This is a genomic window from Pseudomonas sp. 8 R 14 (assembly GCF_900005955.1).
In the GTDB taxonomy this organism is placed as follows: Bacteria; Pseudomonadota; Gammaproteobacteria; order Pseudomonadales; family Pseudomonadaceae; genus Aquipseudomonas; species Aquipseudomonas marginalis.
The window spans coordinates 50,565-72,756 of the sequence record NZ_CVTH01000082.1 but is presented as its reverse complement, the minus strand read 5'-3'; the positions used below and the strand labels follow the sequence as shown (position 1 = coordinate 72,756).

The window sequence follows — 22,192 nt, the reverse complement described above, 5'->3', positions numbered from 1 at the left end:
GCGTGTGGCACACTTTCTGCTGTCTATTCCGTTGTTACATACTATGTTCCGGTATAGCGGAATACACAACTCCTGGAGTGCTTGTCATGCATCACCGACCTTCCGTGTTCAAAGCGTGTGTTTTTCTCTTCGCCGCATCGGCTTCCCTCGCAGGCATCGTGCAGGCGGCGGACAGCAAGCTCGATGATGTGCTCAAGCGTGGGCACCTGATCGTGGGTACAGGCAGTACCAATGCGCCGTGGCACTTCCAGGGAGCGGATGGCAAGTTGCAGGGGTTTGATATCGACATCGGCCGTATTGTGGCCAAGGGCTTGTTCAACGACCCGAGCAAGGTCGAGTTTGTGGTGCAGTCGTCCGACGCACGCATTCCCAACCTGCTGACCGACAAGGTCGACATGAGCTGCCAGTTCATCACCGTCACCGCCAGCCGTGCCCAGCAAGTGGCGTTCACGCTGCCGTACTACCGCGAAGGCGTGGGCCTGCTGCTGCCGAACAACAGCAAGTACAAGGAAATCGAAGACCTGCAGGCGGCGGGCGATGGCGTCACCGTGGCGGTGCTGCAGAACGTGTATGCCGAAGAACTGGTGCACCAGGCGCTGCCCAAGGCCAAGGTCGACCAATACGACAGCGTCGACCTGATGTACCAGGCGGTGAACTCCGGTCGCGCCGATGCCGCCGCCACCGACCAGTCCTCGGTCAAGTACCTGATGGTGCAGAACCCTGGCCGCTACCGCAGCCCGGCCTATGCCTGGAGCCCGCAGACCTACGCGTGTGCGGTCAAGCGTGGCGACCAGGACTGGCTGAACTTCGTCAACACCGCGTTGCATGAAGCCATGACCGGTGTGGAATTCCCCACCTACAAGGCGTCGTTCAAGCAGTGGTTCGGTGTGGACCTGCCGGAACCTGCCATCGGCTTCCCCGTCGAGTTCAAGTGATTCGTGAAAACCGGGGCGCCGCCAACGGCGCCCCCATCAGGTACTGCTGACCATGAACTATCAGTTGAACTTTGCCGCCGTGTGGCGCGATTTCGACACTTTGCTGGCGGGGCTCGGCCTGGGCCTGCAACTGGCATTGCTGTCGATCGCCATCGGCTGCGTGATCGGCCTGTTGATGGCGTTTGCCATGCTGTCCAGACATCGTGCGTTGCGAATCCTGGCCTCGGTGTATGTGACGGTGATCCGCAATACGCCGATCCTGGTGCTGATCCTGTTGATCTACTTCGCCTTGCCCAGCCTGGGTATCCGCCTGGACAAGATCCCCTCGTTCATCATCACCCTGTCGCTGTACGCCGGTGCCTACCTGACCGAAGTGTTCCGCGCCGGGCTGTTGAATATTCCCAAGGGCTTGCGTGAAGCCGGACTGGCCATCGGCCTCGGCGAATGGCGGATCCGCGCCTATATCACCGTGCCAGTGATGCTGCGCAACGTACTGCCCGCGCTGTCGAACAACTTCATTTCGCTGTTCAAGGACACTTCCCTGGCCGCCGCCATCGCAGTGCCCGAACTGACCTATTACGCCCGCAAGATCAACGTCGAAAGCTACCGGGTGATTGAAACCTGGCTGGTCACGACCGCGCTCTACGTGGCGGCCTGTTACCTCATTGCCATGCTGCTCCGTTACCTGGAACAGCGTCTGGCGATCCGTCGTTAAGGAGGGTGTCCATGTACGAGTCCCCCAGCTGGCTGCATGAGTTGTGGATCGCCCGGGATACGCTCTGGGCGGGGTTTCAGGCCAGTGTCGCGGTGTCGGCACTGGCGATTGTCTTTGGCACGCTGATCGGTATCGTCGCCGGGTTGATCCTGACCTACGGCAAATTCTGGATGCGCGCACCGTTTCGCCTGTATGTCGACCTGATCCGTGGCACGCCGGTGTTTGTGCTGGTGTTGGCGTGTTTCTACATGCTGCCGGCGCTCGGCTGGAAAATCACCGCGTTCCAGGCCGGCGCCGTCGGGCTCACGCTGTTTTGCGGCTCCCACGTGTCGGAAATCGTGCGCGGTGCACTGCAAGCCATTCCCCGTGGGCAGTTGGAAGCAGGCAAGGCGATTGGCCTGACATTCCGGCAGTCCCTGGCCTACGTGCTGCTGCCCCAGGCGCTGCGACAGATCCTGCCGACCTGGGTCAACTCCTCGACGGAAATCGTCAAGGCCTCGACCTTGCTCTCGGTGATCGGCGTGGCTGAATTGCTGCTGAGTACCCAGCAGGTGATCGCACGTACCTTCATGACCCTGGAGTTCTACCTGTTCGCCGGGTTTCTGTTCTTTGTCATCAACTACGCCATCGAGTTATTCGGGCGCTACATTGAAAAACGGGTGGCCTTGCCATGAACCAACCTCAAATAACCGAGCCGCTGCTGGACATCCGCGGCCTGCGTAAACAATACGGCGAGGTCGAAGTGCTCAAGGGCGTCGACCTGTCCATGGCGCGCGGCAACGTGGTGACGTTGATCGGCTCCAGCGGCTCGGGCAAGACCACCTTGCTGCGTTGCGTCAACCTGCTCGAAGAGTTCCAGGGTGGGCAGATCACCCTGGATGGCGAGTCCATTGGCTACAGCGACATCGGCGGCAAGCGCGTGCGTCACCCCGAACGCGTGATCGCCCAGCACCGGGCGATGACCGGCATGGCGTTCCAGCAGTTCAACCTGTTTCCCCATCTGAGCGCGTTGCAGAACGTCACCCTCGGCCTGTTGAAAGTTAAGAAAATGCCTAAGGACGAGGCGGTGGCACTCGCGGAAAAATGGTTGGACCGTGTAGGACTTCTGCAGCGCCGCGATCACTTCCCCGGCCAGCTGTCCGGCGGCCAGCAACAGCGTGTGGCGATAGCCCGTGCCATTGCCATGAACCCGAGCCTGATGCTCTTCGACGAAGTCACTTCGGCCCTCGACCCGGAATTGGTGGGCGAGGTGCTCAGTGTGATCAAGGGCCTGGCGGAAGAGGGCATGACCATGTTGCTGGTCACCCACGAGATGCGCTTTGCCTATGAAGTCTCGGACAAGATCGTCTTCATGAACCAGGGCCGGATTGAAGAGCAGGGCTCGTCGAAGGACATCTTCGAGCGGCCGCAATCGCCGCGCCTGGCGGAATTTCTCAAGAACATTCGTTTTTAATCAGGAGCATCGTTTTATGAGCATCACTCGTTACGGAGCCGGCAGTACGGCCGGCGGTGGCCAGCCGCGTCCCTTCGCCCGCGCGGTGGAAGCGGACGGTTGGTTGTACGTCTCGGGCCAAGTGCCTGCGGTGGACGGCGAAATCATCACCGGCGGGATCATCGAGCAAACCCGGCAGACCCTGCGCAATGTGGTGGCAATCCTCGAAGAAGCCGGCTACGAGTTGAAAGACGTGGTGCGGGTTGGCGTGTGGCTGGAAGACCCGCGGGACTTCTGGAGTTTCAACAAGGTCTTCGGCGAATACTTCACCCCGGAACACGCCCCGGCGCGGGCCTGTGTGCAGGCCAACATGATGGTGGACTGCAAGGTCGAGATTGATTGCGTGGCCTACAAGAAAAAGGGCTAAATTGCCCTCACTCTTAAGCCCACCAGAGATCAAATGTGGGAGGGGGCTTGAACCCGATAGCGGTGTATCAGTAACAGATGTGTTGATTGACACGCCGCCATCGGGGGCAAGCCCTAATGCCAGTCAGTTAAGGCTTTTTGTAGGAGCGAGCTTGCTCGCGAAAAACTCACAGGCGCCGCGTTCATTCAGGAAGCACGCGTTATCGTTGACGTTTTTCGCGAGCAAGCTCGCTCCTACAGGAGGCGATGTACGCTTAACTGACTGGCATTAGGGCAAGCCCCCTCCCACAGTGGACCTGCGCCAGCCCTACCATTTCGACCGGACCGAAATTGCCATGACCGAAGACACCATCAAACGCCGCGCCAAAGGCCTGGACCGTGCATTCGATATCCTCGATTTTCTCAAGGAAATCGGCCAGCCCCTGCGCCCGAATGATATTGCCAGCGGCATCGGCAGCCCCAAATCCACGGTCTACGAATTGGTCGCCTCCTTGTTGGAGCGGCGCATCCTCGAAACCGTGGGCAAGGACGGTCACGTCTACCTCGGCCGTCAGTTGTACTTCCTCGGCCAGGCGCATCTACGCCATTTCGACCTGACCCGCGAGGCCGACCACGCCTTGCAGGAGATCGTCAGCCAAACCCACGAAACCGCGCAGATGTGCCTGCTCAACGGGCGCAAATACACGGTGGCGCTGATGCGCGAAGGCGAGCGGCATTTCCGCATTTCCTCGGACATCGGTGAAGACGCGCCGATCCCATGGACCGCCTCCGGGCGCCTGTTGCTGGGGCACTTGAGCGACCAGCAGATCATCGACCTGATCGACCACGACGACTTTATCCTGCCGGACGGCCAGCGCCTGCCGCTGGAGACCTTTCTCGCGCAAATCCGCCAGGCCACCCTCGACGGGTTCTTTTCCTTCGACAGCGTGGCCGACACCTTTACCCACTGCTTTGCCGCCCCGGTCCGGGACGCGCAGGGCATCAGCATTGCGACGCTGTGCATCGTCGCCCCTCGGGCCGATGCGAGCAAAAACTACAACGACTATCGCCGGGTGTTGATCGACAGCGCCAACAACCTGGCTCGTCGCATCAACGAATAGGAGTTTTCCATGTCAGCCATCAATGCCGTTGAAAAGGGCGCCGCCGCCGTCGGTGCCCACCTGGTCCGCGACGTCGGCCTGCCCGCCCTGGTGCTGCACCGCGATGCCCTGGAGCACAACATTCGCTGGATGCAGGATTTCGTCAGCAACAGCGGCGCGGAACTGGCGCCCCACGGCAAGACCAGCATGATGCCGGCGTTGTTCCAGCGCCAGCTTGCTGCGGGCGCCTGGGGCATCACCCTGGCCAACGCGGTGCAGACCCGCGCCGCCTATGCCGGTGGCGTGCGCCGGGTGCTGATGGCCAACCAGTTGGTGGGCGCACCGAACATGGCGTTGATCGCCGACCTGCTGGCCGACAAGGATTTCGACTTCCACTGCATGGTCGACCACCCGGACAACGTCGCCGACCTGGGCCTGTTCTTCGCTGCCCGTGGCCTGCGCCTCAACGTGATGATCGAATACGGCGTGGTCGGTGGCCGTTGCGGTTGCCGCAGCGAGCAGGAAGTGCGCGACCTGGCCAAGGCGATCAAGGCCCAACCAGCCCTGGCCCTCACCGGTATCGAAGGCTACGAAGGTGTGATCCACGGCGAGCACGCCATCAGTGGCATCCGCGACTTCGCCGCGAGCCTGGTGCGCCTGGCCGTGGACCTGCAAGACAACGGGGCCTTCGACCTGCCCAAGCCTATTATCACGGCGTCGGGGTCGGCCTGGTACGACCTGATCGCCGAGTCCTTCGAAACCCAAAACGCAGCTGGTCGTTTCCTCAGCGTGCTGCGCCCCGGCAGCTATGTGGCCCACGACCATGGCATCTACAAAGAGGCGCAGTGCTGCGTGCTCGACCGCCGCGGCGACCTCCAGGAAGGCCTGCGCCCGGCCCTGGAAGTCTGGGCCCATGTGCAATCGTTGCCTGAGCCGGGGTTTGCGGTGATCGCCCTGGGCAAGCGCGACGTGGCCTACGACGCCGGTTTGCCGGTGCCGCTTAAACGCTATCGCGCCGGGATCCTGCCGGCGGAAGGCGATGATGTGAGCGCCTGCACCGTCACCGCCGTGATGGACCAGCACGCCTTCATGACCGTCGCGGCAGGTGTCGAGCTGCGCATCGGCGACATCATTTCCTTCGGCACCTCGCACCCTTGCCTGACCTTCGACAAGTGGCAGGTCGGCTGCCTGGTGGATGAGCAGTTGCGGGTGATCGAGTCCCTGGAAACCCGTTTCTGAGTGTAAAGCCATGACCACCACCCATCCCAGCATCGCCCTGATCGGCGAATGCATGATCGAATTGCAACACCGCGCCGATGGCAGCCTGCAACAGAGCTTCGGCGGCGATACCCTGAATGCGGCGGTGTACCTGCGCCGTGAGCTGGGGGATATCGGCACGGTAGACTATGTCACCGCCTTGGGCGATGACAGCTTCAGCGACGCCATGTGTGCGCACTGGGCCGAAGAAGGCCTGGGGCTGGAGCGGGTCCAGCGCCTGCCCGGACGTTTGCCCGGCTTGTACTGCATCCAGACCGATGCCAACGGCGAGCGCAAATTCCTCTACTGGCGCAACGAAGCGGCCGTGCGCGACTGCTTTACCACGCCGGCGGCTGCGCCGATCCTGGCGGCATTGCCGGACTACAACGTGGTGTATTTCAGCGGCATTACCCTGGCGGTGCTGGGTGAAGTCGGGCGCCAGCGCTTGCTCGAAGTGCTGATCGAAACCCGCCGACGTGGCGGCGCAGTGGTGTTTGACAACAACTACCGGCCACGGCTCTGGGCCACGGTGGACGTTGCCCGCGAGGCTTATCGCAGCGTACTGGCCGAGGTGGATATCGCCTTGCTGACCGAGGATGACGAACGCGCGTTGTTTGGTTATGCCGACAGCGAACAGGTATTCGCGGCGTACCCGGCGATTGCGGAAGTGGTGCTCAAGCGCGGTGCGGATGCGTGTTTGATCCGTTGCGACGGCGAGCGCCTTGCCGTGCCGGCGCTGAAGGTGGAGAAGGTGGTGGACACCACGGCGGCGGGGGATTCGTTCAGTGCGGCGTACCTGGCCAGTCGGCTCAAGGGTGGTTCGCCCCAGGAGGCTGCTTTGGCCGGGCATCGATTGGCGAGCCGGGTTATCCAGGTGCCGGGGGCGCTGATCCCCAGGGAGTAGGTGAATGGCCGCCTGCGGCGGATCGGGGGCTTGCCCCCGATAGCGGTCTTAAGCCAAAGCCTCAATCCCGGTAAAACACCTGCACCAGGTGATACCCGAACTTGCTCTTGATCGGCCCGTGCACCACCTTCACCGGTTTCTTGAAGATCACCGCATCGATCACCCCGACCATCTGCCCCGGCCGCACTTCACCCAAGTCGCCGCCGCGCTTGCCGGACGGGCACGTGGAGTACTTCTTGGCCAGCACATCAAAGGCTTCGCCCTTGGCAATGCGCTGCTTGAGTTGTTCGGCTTCTTCGCTGGTTTTCACCAGGATATGGCGGGCTTGGGCTTTCATCGGTCTCTACCAGGTGTGCGACGGCGCGCGATTATGCCTGAACTGAATCATCGACGCTGATCATGCTGCGGATTTTGGTCGCCAGCAGGTCGATGGAAAACGGCTTGGCGACCATGTCCATGCCGTCCTCCAGGAAGCCCTGGCGTTCGGCGGCTTTCTCCGCGTAGCCGGTCATGAACAGCACCTTGAGCCCCGGCCGATGCTGGCGAGCGATCTCCGCCAGTTGGCGGCCGTTCATGCCGGGCAGGCCGACGTCTGTCACCAGCAGGTCCACGCGCAAGTCCGACTCCAGCAACGGCAGCGCTGCACGCGCATCCCCCGCCTGGTGTGCGGTATAACCCAACTCGTCGAGCACATTGACCACCAGCATGCGCACCGCCGGGTCATCCTCGACCACCACCACCGCTTCGCCGGCAAGGGCCAGCGGGACTTCGCCCAGATGGGCGGGCTGGCTGCTTTCCAGGGAGGTGCCGTGCAGGCGCGGCAGGTACAGGCGCACGCAGGTACCCTGGCCCGGTTCGCTCTGGATGGTCACGTGGCCACCGGACTGCTGGGCAAACCCATAGATCATCGACAGCCCCAGGCCGGTGCCCTGGCCGATGGGTTTGGTGGTGAAGAACGGGTCGAACGCCTTGGCGAGAATCTTCGGTGCCATGCCGCTGCCGTTGTCACACACGCCGAGCATCACGTAGTCGCCGGCCCTGACCGGTTCGAGGGTGGTGATATCGGTGCCGTCCAGGTAACTGTTAGCGGTTTCGATCAGCAGTTCGCCGCCATCGGGCATGGCGTCGCGTGCGTTGATCACCAGGTTGAGCAGGGCGTTTTCCAGTTGGCTGGCGTCGGTGTTGACCGGCCAGATGTCGCGGCCCAGTTGCACCTTGAGCGTGATATGCGCGCCCTTGGTGCGCTGGAACAGCTCCTCCAGGGACGCTACCAACTGGTTCGGATCCAGCGGGCGAAGGTCCAGCGACTGGCGCCGCGAAAACGCCAGCAGACGGTGGGTGAGGGCGGCCGCGCGATGGGCCGAGGACACGGCGGCGTCGGTAAAGCGGCCGATCTCGTCGCTGCGCCCGGCGGCGATGTAGCGCTGCATCAGGTCCAGGCTGCCGATGATGCCGGTGAGCATATTATTGAAGTCGTGGGCGATACCGCCGGTGAGCTGGCCCACCGCTTCCATCTTCTGCGCATGGCGCAGGGCATCTTCGGCGCGCTCGCGCTCGAACATCTCGTTTTGCAGGCGTTCGTTGGCTTCGGCCAGCGCCTGGGTGCGCTGGGCCACGCGCTCCTCGAGGTTTTCGTTGAGGTGGCGCAGGGCTTCTTCGGTGAGTTTGCGTTCGGTTTCATCGATGACAAAGATGTAGAAACCGTTCACCGAGCCGTCATTGCTGAAGCGCGGCAGGTATTTCATCAACGCATGGCGCGGGCGGCCATCGCGATGGGGGGTGACGGTCATGAAACTGCAGGCCTTGCCCCTGAGCGCAGCGGTGATCTTGTCCTCGCGCCCGGCGTACACATCGTCGCCGAGCACCTCGCGGATGGTCTTGCCGTACAGCTCCTGGGGCGTCATGCCGTACCAGTCGAGGTAGGCACTGTTGTTCAGGCGAAAGCGCTGCTCGTGGTCGACGTAGCCGATCAGCACCGGCATGGCGTTGATGATCAACTGCAGTTCGGTCTGGCTCTGGCGCAGGGCCTGCTCGGTGTTTTTGCGCTCGGTGAGGTCCAGTGCCGCGCCGAGGAAGCGCGCGGGGCGGCCTTGATGATCCTTGTAGCAACGCCCCCGGGCGAACACCCAGCGCACCTGGCCGTCGGCTTGTTGCAGGCGATATTCCTCGGCGTATTCAGTGCCGTAGGTGATGCAATGCTTGATGCTGCGCGCCACCATGCCGCGATCTTCGGGATGTACGCCTTGCAGGTAGTCGCTGATCGGCAACCGGCTGGCGTCGCTTGGATCAACCCCGTGCAGGTAGGCGAAGTGCGCGTCGGCGATAAAGCGGTCTTCGCCAATGTCCCAGTCCCAGGTGCCCACCGCATCGGTGGCGGCCAGGGCCAGTTGCAGGCGTTGTTCGGTGTTGTGTTGGGCCTTGCGCCGTTCGTTGGTTTCGATGGCCGTGACCAGGATGCCGGCCACATTGGCGCGTTCATCGCGGATCGGGCTGTAGGTCAGGTCCAGCCAGATTTCGGTATCGCGATTGTTGCGTTGCAGGACAAAACGCTGCTCGCTGAAGGTGCGCACCTGGCCGGTCAGCACGGCGTCGTAGATCGGCGCAGTGAAGCTTTCGAGTTCCGGCCAGGTCTGGTGCGCCGGCTGGCCCATGGCCTCCGGGTGTTTATTGCCCGCCAGCAAGGCGAAGCCGTCGTTGTAGAGTTGGGTGAGTTCGCTGCCCCACAGCAGGAGCATCGGCATCGGTGAGTGGATGACGATGTCCACGGCTGTGCGCAGGCTTTGCGGCCAATCATTGGCCTCACCGAGGGGGCTGTGCGCCCAGTCCAGCCGCGCAATCAATGCAGCGGCTTCGCTGCCGGTGGTTGTTCCCTTCATAAAAAGCCCTGAGCGTAACGCTTTGAAAAATGACAACACCCATTATCCCGTGGGACACCGATGGGTGACTACCCTCGAAAAATAGCATGCATTGAGGGTTTGTCTTCAAATGAGTGCGGCAGGGCTGAAACCTTTCATCTTTCCGCCAGTTCGGGGCGGTCGCGAAATTGCTCCAGGGCCTGCGGGTTGGCCAGTGCGTCGGTATTCTTCACCGGCTCGCCGTGCACCACGTTACGCACCGCCAGTTCGACGATCTTGCCGCTGATGGTGCGCGGGATATCGCTGACGGCGAGGATCTTCGCCGGCACATGGCGCGGCGTGGTGTTGGCGCGGATCACCTGGCGGATCTGTTGCTCCAGGTCCTCATCCAGTTCGATCCCGTCATCCAGGCGCACAAACAGCACGACCCGCACATCGTCCTGCCAGCGTTGGCCGATGGCCAGGCTTTCCAGCACCTGCGGGACTTTTTCCACCTGTCGATAAATCTCCGCAGTGCCGATGCGCACGCCGCCCGGGTTGAGCACCGCGTCGGAGCGGCCGTGAATCAGCAGGCTGCCGTTGGCGCGTTGCTCGGCGTAGTCGCCCTGGGCCCATATGCCGGGGAACTGACTGAAATACGAGGCGCGCAGCTTCTGCCGGTCCGGGTCGTTCCACAAACCGATGGGCATCGCCGGAAAGTGCCGGGTGCACACCAACTCGCCTTTTTCCCCGACCAACGGCCGGCCCTGGTCGTCCCACACCTCGATGGCCATCGCCAGGCTCTTGCATTGCATTTCCCCGCGCCGCACCGGCAGCACCGGATTGCCGATCACAAAGCAGGAGACGATATCGGTGCCACCGGACATCGATGACAGGCACAGCTCGGCCTTGATCTCGCGGTACACGTAGTCGTAGCTCTGGGGCGACAAGGGCGAGCCGGTCGAAATCAGGCCCTTGAGGCTGCCCAGGTCGTGGCTCAGGCGCGGTTGCAGCCCGGCCTTTTCCAGGGTGGCAAGGAACTTGGGGCTGGTGCCGAACACGCTGATCTTTTCCGCGTCGATCAGGTCGATCAAGCGTTCCGGGCCGGGGTGAAACGGCGAGCCGTCATACAGCACCGCCGTGGCCCCGATGGCCAGCACCGAGACCAGCCAGTTCCACATCATCCAGCCGCAGGTGGTGTAGTAGAACAGGCAGTCCTCGCTGGATATGTCCGCGTGCAGGCCGTGTTCCTTGAGGTGGGTGAGCAGCACGCCGCCGGTGCCGTGGATGATGCATTTGGGCACGCCGGTGGTGCCGCTGGAATAGAGGATATACAGCGGATGGTCGAACGGCACCGCGACGAATTCAGGCTCGCCGCCGGGTTGGTAGAAGTCGTTCCAGAGGGCGACGCGGGCCTGGGTCTGATAGTCCTCGACGCAGGCCTGGGGCCGTGCATACGGGACGATGATCAATTGCTCCAGGGACGGCAGGCGTTTGAGGATTTCATTGAGCTTGGCGCTTTGGTCGATGGTTTTACCGGCGTAGCGGTACCCGGCGCAGGTGATCAGCACCTTGGGCTCGATCTGGCCGAAGCGGTCGATGACGCCTTGGGTGCCGAAGTCTGGCGAGGAGCATGACCAGATCGCGCCGAGACTGGTGGTGGCAAGCATGCCGACCAGGGTTTGCCAGGTATTGGGCATGCACGCGGCGACCCGGTCACCGCGGCCGACACCGGCCGCCCGCAGGCTGTCCTGCAGGCCGGCGACGTGGGCGGCCAGTTCGGCGTAGGTCAGTTGTTCGCGCTGGCCGTCTTCGCTGATCGCGACCACCGCCGGGTGATCGTCGCGGCGGCGTAACAGGTGTTCGGCAAAATTCAGGGTCGCGCCGGGAAACCACTGGGCGCTGGGCATCTCGACGTTTTCGATCAGCACTGCACTGGGCGGGCTGCGAAACTGCACATCGAAGAACGTGACGATCGCCTGCCAGAAGTCCGGGCGCTGGTCGATGCTCCACTGGTGCAGGGCCGGATAGTCGCTGAGCTGCACGCCGTGGCGATCATTGATAAAGCGCCGGAACTGGTCCATTCGCGTGGTGTGGATGCGTTCGGGGGAAGGTTGCCAGAGGATTTCGGACATCAGCACGGTCTCTTGTTCTTGTAAAAATCTACCCGTCAACATAGATCAACTGTGGGAGGGGGGGTTGCCCCCCACAGTTTAGAACTCCAGTGTCTGGTTTTATTGGGCCAGCCAGCCACCATCAATGTTCCACGCCGCCCCCCGCACCTGGGCCCCGGCCTCGCTGCACAAGAACAGCACTAGCTCTCCCAGCTGCGACGGCGTCACGAACTCCAGTGACGGCTGTTTCTCCGCCAGCAGATCATGTTGCGCCTGCTGCGGATCGACGCCATTGGCCACGCGATCATCAATCTGCTTCTGCACCAGCGGCGTCAGCACCCAGCCGGGGCAGATCGCGTTGCAGGTCACGTTGCTGGTGGCGGTCTCCAGGCCCACCACCTTGGTCAAGCCGATCACGCCGTGCTTGGCCGCCACATACGCGGCCTTGCCCACCGAGCCGACCTGGCCGTGCACCGAGGCGATGTTGACGATACGCCCCCAGCCCTTGGCCTTCATGCCCGGCAGGCTCAAGCGTGTGCTGTGGAACACCGAGGACAGGTTGATCGCGATGATCGCGTCCCAGCGCTCCAGCGGGAAGTCCTCCACCGCCGCCACGTGCTGGATGCCGGCGTTGTTGACCAGGATGTCGACACCGCCGAACTCACGCTCGGCGTAGGCGAGCATGTCGGCGATCTGCGCCGGGTCGCTGACGTCCGCCGGGTGATGGCCGACCTTGCCGCCAAACGCCTGCACCTGGGCGACCACCGCGCTGGCGTCGCCGAAGCCGTTGAGGATCAGGTTGGCTCCGGCCTTGGCCAGGCTCAGGGCGATACCCAGGCCGATGCCGCTGGTGGAGCCGGTAACCAGGGCGGTCTTGCCGTTCAATCTCGTCATGAAAACCTCACACAATGCCGGTGGCGTAGAAAGTACCGATCACCACGAACACCGCGAGGGTCTTGATGATCGTGATGCCGAAAATGTCCTTGTAGGCTTCGCGGTGGGTCAGGCCGGTCACAGCCAGCAGGGTGATCACCGCGCCGTTGTGGGGCAGGGTGTCCATGCCGCCGCTGGCCATGGCCGCGACCCGGTGCAGCACTTCAAGAGGAATATTGGCCGCATGGGCCGCCGCAATAAAGCTCTCGGACATGGCCGCCAGGGCGATGCTCATGCCGCCGGACGCAGAGCCGGTGATACCGGCCAGCAGGGTCACGGTAATCGCTTCGTTGACCAGCGGGTTGGGGATGCCCTTGAGCCAGTCCGCCAGCACCAGGAAGCCCGGCAGCGAAGCGATCACCGCGCCGAAGCCATATTCGGAAGCGGTGTTCATCGCCGCCAGCAATGCGCCGCTGACCGCGCTTTTGCTGCCGTCGGCGAGCTTACTTTTGATCGCCGACCAGCCGAATACCAGCACCATGATGATGCCCACCAGCAACGCCGCCTGCACCGCCCAGATCGCGGTGAGCTTGGCGATTTCAGTGGTCACCGGTGCGCTCATGCCCGGCAGGCTGAGGCTGTGGGTCTTGCCGTACCACTGTGGGATCCAGTGGGTGAACAGCAGGTTCATCACGCCCACCAGGATCAGCGGCGACAGCGCGATCCACGGGTTGGGCAGGGCAATGTTCTCGGCGGTCTCAGGCTCGTTGCGCAGCTCGGTGCCGTAGCCTTCACCCGCGCGCTGGGCCTTGTTGCGCTGGCGCGCCAGGTAGAGCATGCCGGCGCAGAACACGAAAATCGTGCCGATCAACCCCAGCCACGGCGCCGCCCAGGCGGTGGTGTTGAAGAAGGTGCTGGGGATGATGTTCTGGATCTGCGGCGTGCCGGGCAGGGCGTCCATGGTGAACGAGAACGCACCGAGGGCGATGGTCGCTGGGATCAGGCGCTTGGGGATATTGCTCTGGCGGAACATCTCCGCCGCAAACGGGTACACCGCAAACACCACCACAAACAGCGACACGCCACCATAGGTGAGCAGGGCGCAGACCAGCACGATCACCAGCATCGCCTGGCGCGTGCCGAGCAAACGGATCGCCGCCGCCACGATAGAGCGCGAGAAACCCGACAGCTCGATCAGCTTGCCGAACACCGCACCGAGCAGGAATACCGGGAAATACAGTTTGATAAAGCCGACCATTTTCTCCATGAACACCCCGGTAAAGGCAGGGGCGACGGCGGACGGGTCGGTGAGTAGCACGGCGCCGAGGGCGGCGATGGGGGCAAACAGGATAACGCTATAGCCACGGTAGGCAGCCAGCATCAGCAACGCGAGCGCTGCCAGGGCAATGATCACACTCATGGTGTGTCTCCATCGGATTGTTATTGTTGTGGGTGAAGCAGTGGGGAGGGCTATAGCGAGATGTGTGCCATATTTTCAAGCTGTTGAAATATATGGATATTTTTTAATTTCTTTGGAGTGTTTTTGCATGCTGTCTCAATTTAGAGACAAATGAAGACCAAATGTGGGAGGGGGCTTGCCCCGATAGCGGTGCATCAGCCAGTAAATGTGTTGACTGGCCTGATGCTATCGGAAGCAAGCCCCCTCCCACAGGGAGTGTCTTTCTATGGAGAATTTTGTCTCTGTTTGGAGATCAGGCGATTCCAAGTGCCACCATCTTCTTGTACAACGTCGACCGCCCCAGCCCCAATCGCCTGGCCGCCTCCACCACATTCCCGTCACACGCCTGGAGTGCCGCCGCAATCACCTGCCGATCAAGCCGCTCCCGCGCCGCCGCAAACGTCTCACCCTCAACCGTGTCCACTGCGCCGCGCGTCACCGGGCTGAACGTGCCAATCGCCGCGCGAATGTCCCTAGCGTTCAGCACCAGGTCATCGCTCAGCAACGCCGCGCGCTCCAGCACGTTGCGCAGTTCGCGGATGTTCCCCGGCCACGCATGCTGCGCCAACAGCGCCAGGGCCTCGCGGTCCAGTTCATGCTGGCTGCGCAGTTCCTCGAGGATCGCTTCGCTCAGCGCCGGAATGTCCTCCAGCCGTTCACGCAGCGGCGGCACCTGGATCGGCAATACGTTCAGGCGGTAATACAGGTCCGCACGGAACTCACCGCGCTTGATCGCCGCTTCCAGGTCCATGGAGGTGGCCGCGATCACCCGTACATCGCTGTGCAGCATTTCGTTGGAACCCACCGGTTCGAATTCCTTTTCCTGCAACACCCGCAGCAGCTTGCTTTGCAGCGGCAGCGGCATATCGCCGATTTCATCGAGGAACAGCGTGCCGCCCTGGGCAATCTGGAACTTGCCTGGACGGCCCTTGCGATCGGCACCGGTAAAGGCGCCCGGCGCGGTGCCGAAGAACTCGGCTTCCAGCAGGTCATGGGGAATCGCCGCGCTGTTGATGCTGACAAACGCCTTGTGCGCACGCGGTGAGGCACCGTGGATCGCCTGGGCGAGCAATTCCTTGCCGGTACCGGTCTCGCCCAGCAGCAGCACCGGCGATTCGGCGCTTGCGCTGCGTCGTGCACGGCGTTTGACTTCCAGGCTGGCGGCGCTGGTGCCGATAAAGTGCGCGAAGTTGTACTTGCTCTGGCGTGAGCGCAGCAACGAGCGGGTGGAGGCCAGTTCCTGCTGCATGCTCAGGTAGCGTTCGATCAGCGGCGACAGGTTGCGCAGCTCATCGAACAAGGCAAAGCCAATCGCACCGATCACTGCACCGGCGTCGTTGTGGATCGGCAGGCGCATCACCACCAAAGGGCCTTTGGGGGTGTCCTGGATGTCCAGCAGAATCGGCCGGTCGGTGCGCACCACCTGGCGCAACAGGCTGTTGGAAATCACCCGCTCGCACGGCTGGCCGATGGCTTCATCGGCACTCTTGAGGCCGAAGCGCTTGGCGTAGCGCTCATTCATCCAGACGATATTGGCGTCGCGGTCGACAATCACCGTGCCTTCGCTGGACTGCTCGATGATCTCGAACAGCGACTGGATCGCCAGGCCGCGAACCTGTTGGTAGTCCGTCAGGCTGGTACTCATGACGACAGCCCGCCGGCCGCCGCCAGGAGTTCTTTGGTATACGGGTGCTGCGGTGCTTCGAAAACGTCATGGCTCGGCCCGCGCTCCACCACCTTGCCGTCCTTGATCACGATCATGTCATGGGCCATGGCGCGCACCACGGCGAGGTCATGGCTGATAAACAGGTAGGTCAGACCGTACTTTTCCTGCAATTCACGCAGCAACGCTACGACCTGCTTCTGCACCGTACGGTCCAGTGCCGAGGTCGGTTCATCCAGCAGCATCAGCGCCGGCTTGAGCACCAGCGCGCGGGCGATGGCGATGCGTTGGCGCTGGCCGCCGGAGAATTCATGGGGGAAGCGATGGCGGCTGGCGGGGTCGAGGCCCACGTCCTTGAGCACCTGGATCACTTGCGCATCGCGGTCGGCCAGGCTGCACGGCGCATGCACCTCCAGGCCTTCGCTGATGATCTGCTGCACCGACATGCGCGGGCTAAGGCTGCCGTAGGGGTCTTGGAAGACCACCTGCATCTGTTTGCGCCACGGGCGCATTTGCTTGTGGTTGAGCGGGTCGAGAGACTCGCCCTGGAAGCGGATGCTGCCGGTGGAGTCCAGCAGGCGCAGGATCGCCTGGCCGAGAGTGGACTTGCCCGAACCGGACTCGCCGACAATCCCCAGGGTCTTGCCGCGCTGCACACTGAGGCTGATGCCATCCACCGCGCGCAGGTAGGTCTTGCGCCGGAACAGGCCGCCGCCCAGGGGGAATTGCACGCTCAGGTCGTGCACGTCCAGCACGGTCTCCCGTGGCTCGCTGCACAGCACATCGCCGGACGGCTCGGCGTCCAGCAGCAGGCGGCTGTAGGGGTGTTGGGGGGCCGTGAACAACGCCTCGCAGTCGGCCTGCTCGACAATCTCGCCGGCACGCATCACGCACACCCGCTGGGCAATGCTGCGCACCAGGTTGAGGTCATGGCTGATCAGCAGCAGCGACATGCCCAGGCGGTGTTGCAGGGACTTGAGCAGCAGCAGGATCTTGCGCTGCACGGTCACGTCGAGGGCGGTGGTGGGCTCGTCGGCGATCAGCAGTTCCGGCTCACAGGCCAGGGCCATGGCGATCATCACCCGTTGGCGTTGGCCCCCGGAGAGTTGGTGGGGATAGGCCTTGAGGCGTTCCTGTGGTTTCTGGATACCCACCAACTGCAGCAACTCGAGGATGCGCGCCTGAGCCGCCTTGCCGCCGAGGCCCTTGTGCAGCAGCAAGGTTTCGCCGATCTGTTTTTCGATGCTGTGCAGTGGGTTGAGGGAGGTCATCGGCTCCTGGAAGATCATCGCAATGCGGTTGCCGCGCAGTTTCTGCAAGGTCGACGCCGAGGCGCCGATCAGTTCCTGGCCGCGATATTTCACGGAGCCGCGGGTGTCGGTGCCGGCCTCGGGCAGCAGTTGCAAGATCGAGTGCGCCGTCACCGACTTGCCGGAGCCGGATTCGCCCACCAGCGCCAGGCACTCGCCGGGGCGTACGTCCAGGCTCAGGTTGCGTACCACGGTCTGGCCGCTGAAGGCGACGCTGAGGTCGCGGATTTCGATCAGGTTCATACGCAGTCACTCATGAGCGTGGGTCGAAGGCATCACGTAATGCCTCGCCGATAAAGACCAGCAGCGACAGGATCAGCGCCAAGGTGAAAAACGCCGTCAGGCCCAGCCACGGCGCTTGCAGGTTCTGCTTGCCCTGGGCAATCAGCTCGCCCAGTGACGCACTGCCCGCAGGCATGCCGAAACCGAGGAAATCCAGGGCGCTCAGGGTGGAAATCGCCCCGGTGAGGATAAACGGCAGGTAGCTCAAGGTGGCGGTCATGGCGTTGGGCAGGATGTGCCGGCGAATGATCTTGCCGTCGCCCAGGCCCAGGGCCCGTGCGGCCTTGACGTACTCCAGGTTGCGCCCGCGCAGGAACTCGGCGCGCACCACATCCACCAGGGCCAGCCAGGAAAACAGCGCCATGATCCCCAGCAACCACCAGAAGTTCGGCTCGACAAACCCCGACAGGATGATCAGCAGGTACAGCACCGGCAGCCCGGACCACACTTCAAGGATGCGTTGGCCGAGCAGATCCACCCAGCCGCCGTAATAGCCCTGCAAGGCCCCGGCGGCGATGCCGATGGTGGCGCTGATCGCGGTGAGTGCCAGGGCAAACAGGATTGACACCCGCGCGCCGAAGATCACCCGTGCCAGCACATCCCGCGACTGGTCATCGGTACCCAGCCAGTTCACCGTCGAGGGCGGGCTGGGGGCCGGGCGGGTCAGTTCGTAGTTGGGGGTGTCGTCGCTGAACGGGATTGGCGGGAACAGCATCCAACCGCCGTCCTGCTTGATCAGCTTTTGCACGTAGTCACTGCGGTAATCGGCCTGGAACGGCAGTTGCCCGCCGAACTGCTGCTCGGTGTAGCGCTTGAATGCCGGGAAATACAGCTCGTTCTTGTAGCTGAGCACCAGAGGCTTGTCGTTGGCGATCAACTCGCCGCCCAGGGTCAGGATAAACAGCCCGATAAACAGCCACAGCGACCACCAGCCGCGACGGTTTTTCTTGAAGCGTTCGAAACGCCGACGGGCCACGGGAGACAGGTTAAGCATCAGGCGTTCCTCGCGGCGAAGTCGATACGCGGGTCCACCAGGGTGTAGCAGAGGTCGCCGATCAGCTTTATCAGCAGGCCAAACAAGGTGAAGATAAACAGCGAGCCAAACACCACCGGGTAGTCCCGGGACACGGCCGCTTCGTAGCTCATGCGGCCGAGGCCATCGAGGGAAAAGATCACCTCGATCAACAGCGAACCGGCAAAGAACACACTGATGAACGCCTGGGGAATCCCCGAGATCACCAGCAGCATGGCGTTGCGAAACACATGGCCGTACAGCACCCGGCGTTCGCTCAGGCCCTTGGCGCGGGCGGTCACTACGTACTGGCGCGTGATTTCATTGAGGAACGAGTTTTTGGTCAGGATGGTCAGGGTGGCGAAACCGCCGATTACCAGCGCGCTGACCGGCAGCACCAGGTGCCAGAAGTAGTCGGCGATCTTGCCCACGGTGCTCAGTTCGGCGAAGTTTTCCGAGACCAGCCCGCGCACCGGGAACCAGTTCAATGACGTGCCTCCGGCGAACATCACGATCAGGAACATCGCGAACAGAAACGCCGGCATCGCGTAGCCAATCACAATGGCGGTGCTGCTCCACACATCAAAGCTGCTGCCATGGCGCACCGCCTTGCGAATGCCCAGGGGGATCGACACCAGGTAAGTGATCAGCGTGGCCCACAGGCCGAGGGAAATGGTCACCGGCATTTTTTCCAGGATCAGGTCGATCACGGTGGCGCCGCGAAAGAAGCTGTTGCCGAAATCCAGCTGGGCGTAGCTCTTGAGCATCAGCCACAGGCGTTCCGGCGCGGGCTTGTCGAAGCCGTATTGTTTTTCGATGTCCTTGATCAGTTTCGGGTCCAGCCCGCGGCTGGCACGGGAGCCGCTGCTGACAGCGTCGCCGGATGAGCCGCCGACCGCGCCGCCGCCGATGCCCTGCAAGTGGGCGATGGCTTGTTCCACCGGCCCGCCGGGGGCGGCCTGGACGATCACGAAGTTGACCAGCAGGATGATCACCAGCGTCGGGATGATCAGCAGCAGGCGCCGCACGATATAGGCAAACATCAGCGAGCTCCCGCGCGTTTTTTCAACTCGGCATTCATTTGTTCATTGGTCAGCGGGGTAGGGCTGATTTCCCACCAGGTTTCCAGGGCTTCATCATTCCTGGCCTCGATGGCCGGACGGCCGAAGCGGTTCCACCACGCAGCGGAGGTGCCGGGCGGGTAGTAATTGGGGATCCACAGGTAATTCCATTGCAGCACCCGATCCAGGGCATGGGCATAGGTGAGCATCTGCGCCTGGGTGTCGGCCTTGACCAGGCCCTTGATCAGGCTGTCGACGGCCGGGTCCTTGAGCACCATGTAGTTGTTGGCGCCCGGATCGAATGCGGCGGTCGAGCCGAAGTAGTTGTACAGCTCCATGCCGGGCGAGGTGGTCACCGGGAAGCCGGTGACGATCATGTCGTAGTCGCGGGCCATCAGGCGGTTCACGTATTGCGAAGAGTCGATGCGGCGGATGTTCAAGGTAATGCCGATCTGTGCGAGGTTGCGTTTGTACGGCAACAACAGGCGTTCCAGGCCGTTCTGGGCATTGAGGAAGGTGAACTCCAGCGGCTCGCCCTCGGCATTGACCAGTTTGTCGCCGTCTGGCTTCCAGCCGGCTTCTTCCAGCAGGGCCAGGGCTTGCAACTGTTTGTCGCGGATCATGCCGCTGCCATCGGTGACCGGGGCCTTGAACACCTGGGTGAATACCTCGTCGGGAATCTGCCCGCGCAAGGGTTCGAGAATCGCCAGTTCTTCCGGGGTGGGCAGTTGGGTGGCGGCCAACGGGCTGTTGGAGAAGTAGCTTTGCTGGCGGATGTACAGGTTGCGCATCATCTGCCGGTTGGCCCATTCGAAGTCCCACAGCATTGCCAGGGCCTGGCGCACGCGACGGTCCTTGAACATCGGTTTTTGCACGTTGAACACATAACCCTGGGCCGGTTGCGGCATGTCCTTGGCCAGGTGCGCACGTTGCAGGCGGCCATCGTCCAGGGCCGGGCCGTTGTAGCCGATGGAATAGCCGGTGGCGGAAAACTCACGGTTGAAGTCGTAGGCGCCACCGCGCAGTACCTGGCGGGCCACTTCGGTGTCACCGAAGTACTCCAGGCTCAGGTGATCGAAGTTGTACAGGCCGCGGCTGACGGGCAGGTCCTTGCCCCACCAGTCGGGGTCGCGGGTAAAGGTGATAGTGCTGCCCGAGTCAATCTTGCCGACCTTGTACGGGCCGCTGCCCAGGGGGGCTTCGTAGCCACCGCCGTTGGCGAAGTCGCGAGTTTTCCACCAGTGCTCGGGAAACACCGGCAGGGTGGCGATATCCAGGGGCAGGGTGCGGTTTTCATTGCTGGAGAAATCAAAACGTACCTGGCGCTGGCCTTCGACTTCGACGTGCTTGACGTCGGCGAACAGCGTGCGAAAGCGCAGGCTGCCTTGGGTCATCAGCAGGTTGAAGCTGTAGCGCACGTCTTCGGCGGTGATCGGCTTGCCATCGGCAAAGCGCGCCTTGGGGTTGAGGAAGAAACGCAGGGACAGGCCGTCCTCCGCGCGTTCCATCTTCTCGGCCACCAGGCCATACACCGTGTAGGGCTCGTCCAGGGAACGCAGGGCCAGGGGCGCATACAACCAGCCGTCGACCTGGGAGACGCCGATGCCTTTGTCGATATACGGCAGCACATGGTCGAAACGCCCGATCTCCAGCGCCGAGCGCCGCAGGCTGCCGCCCTTGGGGGCGTTGGGGTTGGCGTAGTCGAAATGGCTGAAACCGGCTGGATACTTGGCCGGTTCGCCGTACACGGTCATGGACGGTTGGGGCGCCGCGATCACGGCGCTGCTGGCCAGCAGCAGGGCCAAGGAGGTACTGAACAGTCTGGAAAAAGCCAATCGCATTGTCAGCCTTGAACGCCGGGTGGAGAAGAATAAGGATTTGTACGCTAACGGCATCAGCGTCGCCAGTCGTCACATGCACAACGGCCCACCAAGAGGCGGGCCGTTGTTTCAAGCAGCAGCGCGGACGGGATCAGTCCTGGCGGCTGGTGACTTCCAGCAGGTGGTAGCCGAACTGGGTTTTTACCGGGCCTTGCACGGTATTGACCGGGGCGCTGAAGACGACGGTGTCGAATTCCTTGACCATCTGGCCTGGACCGAACGAACCCAAGTCACCGCCCTGGCGGCTGGATGGGCAGCTGGAGTTGGCTTTGGCGATTTCTGCGAAATCGGCGCCGCCTTCGATTTGGGCCTTGAGTTCGTTGCACTTGTCTTCGGTGGCAACGAGGATGTGACGGGCGGTGGCTTTGGCCATGGGGATTAACTCCTTGAGTAAAAACGGTGAGCGTACCGGATTCAGGCGGTTATTTCCTGGCAAAGTTCCGCTGGGGTTCAGGTTGGGGCGTTGAGCTTGGGTATTGGCGTGAGATCTAGAGCAGACTGATATCTACCTGATGTATAGAGATCACATGTGGGAGGGGCGGTGCGACGATTCGACTTGCTCCCGATGGCGGCCTGACAGCCGACCAGGATGTTGGATCAGATCGAGTGCATATCGGTTGCTGCGGTAATGGAGTGAGATCCAGAGCAGACTAGTATCTACCTGATGTATGGAGATCAAATGTGGGAGGGGCGGTGCGACGATTCGACTTGCTCCCGATGGCGGCCTGACAGCCGACCAGGATGTTGGATCAGATCGAGTACATATCCGTTGCTGCGGTAACGGCGACCTAGGGTTCCGCCCTTACGGCGGGTCACTTTTGGAAAAGAGCCCCAAAAGTAACCAAAAGGGCTCTTGCCCCAACACTCGGCACCTCGCCTAGGCTCGGTGTGCCCGAACGCAGGCTTGAATCCGTGGGCCGCCGTCATGGGCCATCCCTGGCCCAGGACGGCTAACC

Annotated in this window: 19 protein-coding genes; 8 read left to right on the top strand and 11 right to left on the bottom strand. The window is 62.5% G+C overall.

Annotated features, from left to right (window positions below; genetic code table 11):
• Positions 1-86: 86 nt before the first annotated feature.
• From BFQ01_RS23980 to BFQ01_RS23945, 8 genes are all read left to right on the top strand, one after another.
• A complete protein-coding gene (locus BFQ01_RS23980; protein ID WP_027608633.1) occupies positions 87-935 on the top strand; it encodes a transporter substrate-binding domain-containing protein in 849 nt (282 codons plus the stop codon).
• Between the two features lie 52 nt (positions 936-987).
• A complete protein-coding gene (locus tag BFQ01_RS23975) occupies positions 988-1,650 on the top strand; it encodes an amino acid ABC transporter permease (RefSeq protein ID WP_027608632.1) in 663 nt (220 codons plus the stop codon).
• A gap of 11 nt (positions 1,651-1,661) precedes the next feature.
• A complete protein-coding gene (locus BFQ01_RS23970; RefSeq protein WP_065927167.1) occupies positions 1,662-2,324 on the top strand; it encodes an amino acid ABC transporter permease in 663 nt (220 codons plus the stop codon).
• On the top strand, positions 2,321-3,103 hold the full coding sequence (locus tag BFQ01_RS23965) for an amino acid ABC transporter ATP-binding protein (RefSeq protein WP_065927166.1): 783 nt from the start codon (positions 2,321-2,323) through the stop codon (positions 3,101-3,103). Before BFQ01_RS23970 ends, BFQ01_RS23965 begins: the two co-directional genes overlap by 4 nt.
• A gap of 16 nt (positions 3,104-3,119) precedes the next feature.
• Entirely contained in the window at positions 3,120-3,509 is a 390-nt protein-coding gene (locus tag BFQ01_RS23960; protein WP_012723821.1) for a RidA family protein, read from the top strand.
• A gap of 334 nt (positions 3,510-3,843) precedes the next feature.
• The gene (locus BFQ01_RS23955; RefSeq protein WP_065927191.1) at positions 3,844-4,608 is read left to right on the top strand and encodes an IclR family transcriptional regulator; all 765 of its coding nucleotides are present in this window, start codon (positions 3,844-3,846) and stop codon (positions 4,606-4,608) included.
• Positions 4,609-4,617: 9 nt separating this feature from the next.
• Positions 4,618-5,826, top strand: a complete 1,209-nt coding sequence (locus tag BFQ01_RS23950) for an amino acid deaminase (protein WP_065927165.1) — start codon at positions 4,618-4,620, stop codon at positions 5,824-5,826.
• A gap of 10 nt (positions 5,827-5,836) precedes the next feature.
• Positions 5,837-6,748, top strand: a complete 912-nt coding sequence (locus BFQ01_RS23945) for a sugar kinase (RefSeq protein WP_065927164.1) — start codon at positions 5,837-5,839, stop codon at positions 6,746-6,748.
• 61 nt (positions 6,749-6,809) lie between these two features.
• On the opposite strand, the gene BFQ01_RS23940 is transcribed toward BFQ01_RS23945, so the two are convergent.
• From BFQ01_RS23940 to BFQ01_RS23890, 11 genes are all read right to left on the bottom strand, one after another.
• Positions 6,810-7,085, bottom strand: coding sequence for a peptidylprolyl isomerase (locus BFQ01_RS23940; protein ID WP_010564624.1), 276 nt, complete (start codon positions 7,083-7,085; stop codon positions 6,810-6,812).
• Positions 7,086-7,116: 31 nt separating this feature from the next.
• On the bottom strand, positions 7,117-9,624 hold the full coding sequence (locus BFQ01_RS23935; RefSeq protein WP_065927163.1) for a PAS domain-containing hybrid sensor histidine kinase/response regulator: 2,508 nt from the start codon (positions 9,622-9,624) through the stop codon (positions 7,117-7,119).
• A gap of 134 nt (positions 9,625-9,758) precedes the next feature.
• Positions 9,759-11,717: an acetoacetate--CoA ligase gene (locus BFQ01_RS23930; RefSeq protein ID WP_065927162.1), complete on the bottom strand. Its 1,959-nt coding sequence runs from the start codon at positions 11,715-11,717 to the stop codon at positions 9,759-9,761.
• 99 nt (positions 11,718-11,816) lie between these two features.
• Complete coding sequence (locus BFQ01_RS23925; RefSeq protein ID WP_065927161.1) at positions 11,817-12,590, bottom strand: 3-hydroxybutyrate dehydrogenase; 774 nt, start codon at positions 12,588-12,590, stop codon at positions 11,817-11,819.
• 7 nt (positions 12,591-12,597) lie between these two features.
• Positions 12,598-13,989 carry a GntP family permease gene (locus BFQ01_RS23920; RefSeq protein ID WP_065927160.1) on the bottom strand — a complete coding sequence of 464 codons (1,392 nt, stop codon included), beginning with the start codon at positions 13,987-13,989 and terminating at the stop codon, positions 12,598-12,600.
• A gap of 292 nt (positions 13,990-14,281) precedes the next feature.
• Positions 14,282-15,673 carry a sigma-54 interaction domain-containing protein gene (locus tag BFQ01_RS23915; RefSeq protein ID WP_065927159.1) on the bottom strand — a complete coding sequence of 464 codons (1,392 nt, stop codon included), beginning with the start codon at positions 15,671-15,673 and terminating at the stop codon, positions 14,282-14,284.
• Positions 15,670-17,244 (bottom strand): ABC transporter ATP-binding protein, encoded by a 1,575-nt coding sequence (locus tag BFQ01_RS23910; RefSeq protein ID WP_065927158.1) that lies wholly within the window; start codon positions 17,242-17,244, stop codon positions 15,670-15,672. Before BFQ01_RS23910 ends, BFQ01_RS23915 begins: the two co-directional genes overlap by 4 nt.
• Before the next feature lie 10 nt (positions 17,245-17,254).
• On the bottom strand, positions 17,255-18,277 hold the full coding sequence (locus BFQ01_RS23905) for an ABC transporter permease (RefSeq protein ID WP_065927157.1): 1,023 nt from the start codon (positions 18,275-18,277) through the stop codon (positions 17,255-17,257).
• Entirely contained in the window at positions 18,277-19,338 is a 1,062-nt protein-coding gene (locus BFQ01_RS23900) for a microcin C ABC transporter permease YejB (RefSeq protein WP_065927156.1), read from the bottom strand. The genes BFQ01_RS23905 and BFQ01_RS23900 overlap by 1 nt, the downstream gene beginning before the upstream one ends.
• Positions 19,338-21,197: an extracellular solute-binding protein gene (locus BFQ01_RS23895; protein ID WP_065927155.1), complete on the bottom strand. Its 1,860-nt coding sequence runs from the start codon at positions 21,195-21,197 to the stop codon at positions 19,338-19,340. Before BFQ01_RS23895 ends, BFQ01_RS23900 begins: the two co-directional genes overlap by 1 nt.
• Before the next feature lie 130 nt (positions 21,198-21,327).
• Positions 21,328-21,609, bottom strand: a complete 282-nt coding sequence (locus BFQ01_RS23890; protein ID WP_044274278.1) for a peptidylprolyl isomerase — start codon at positions 21,607-21,609, stop codon at positions 21,328-21,330.
• Positions 21,610-22,192 lie beyond the last annotated feature (583 nt).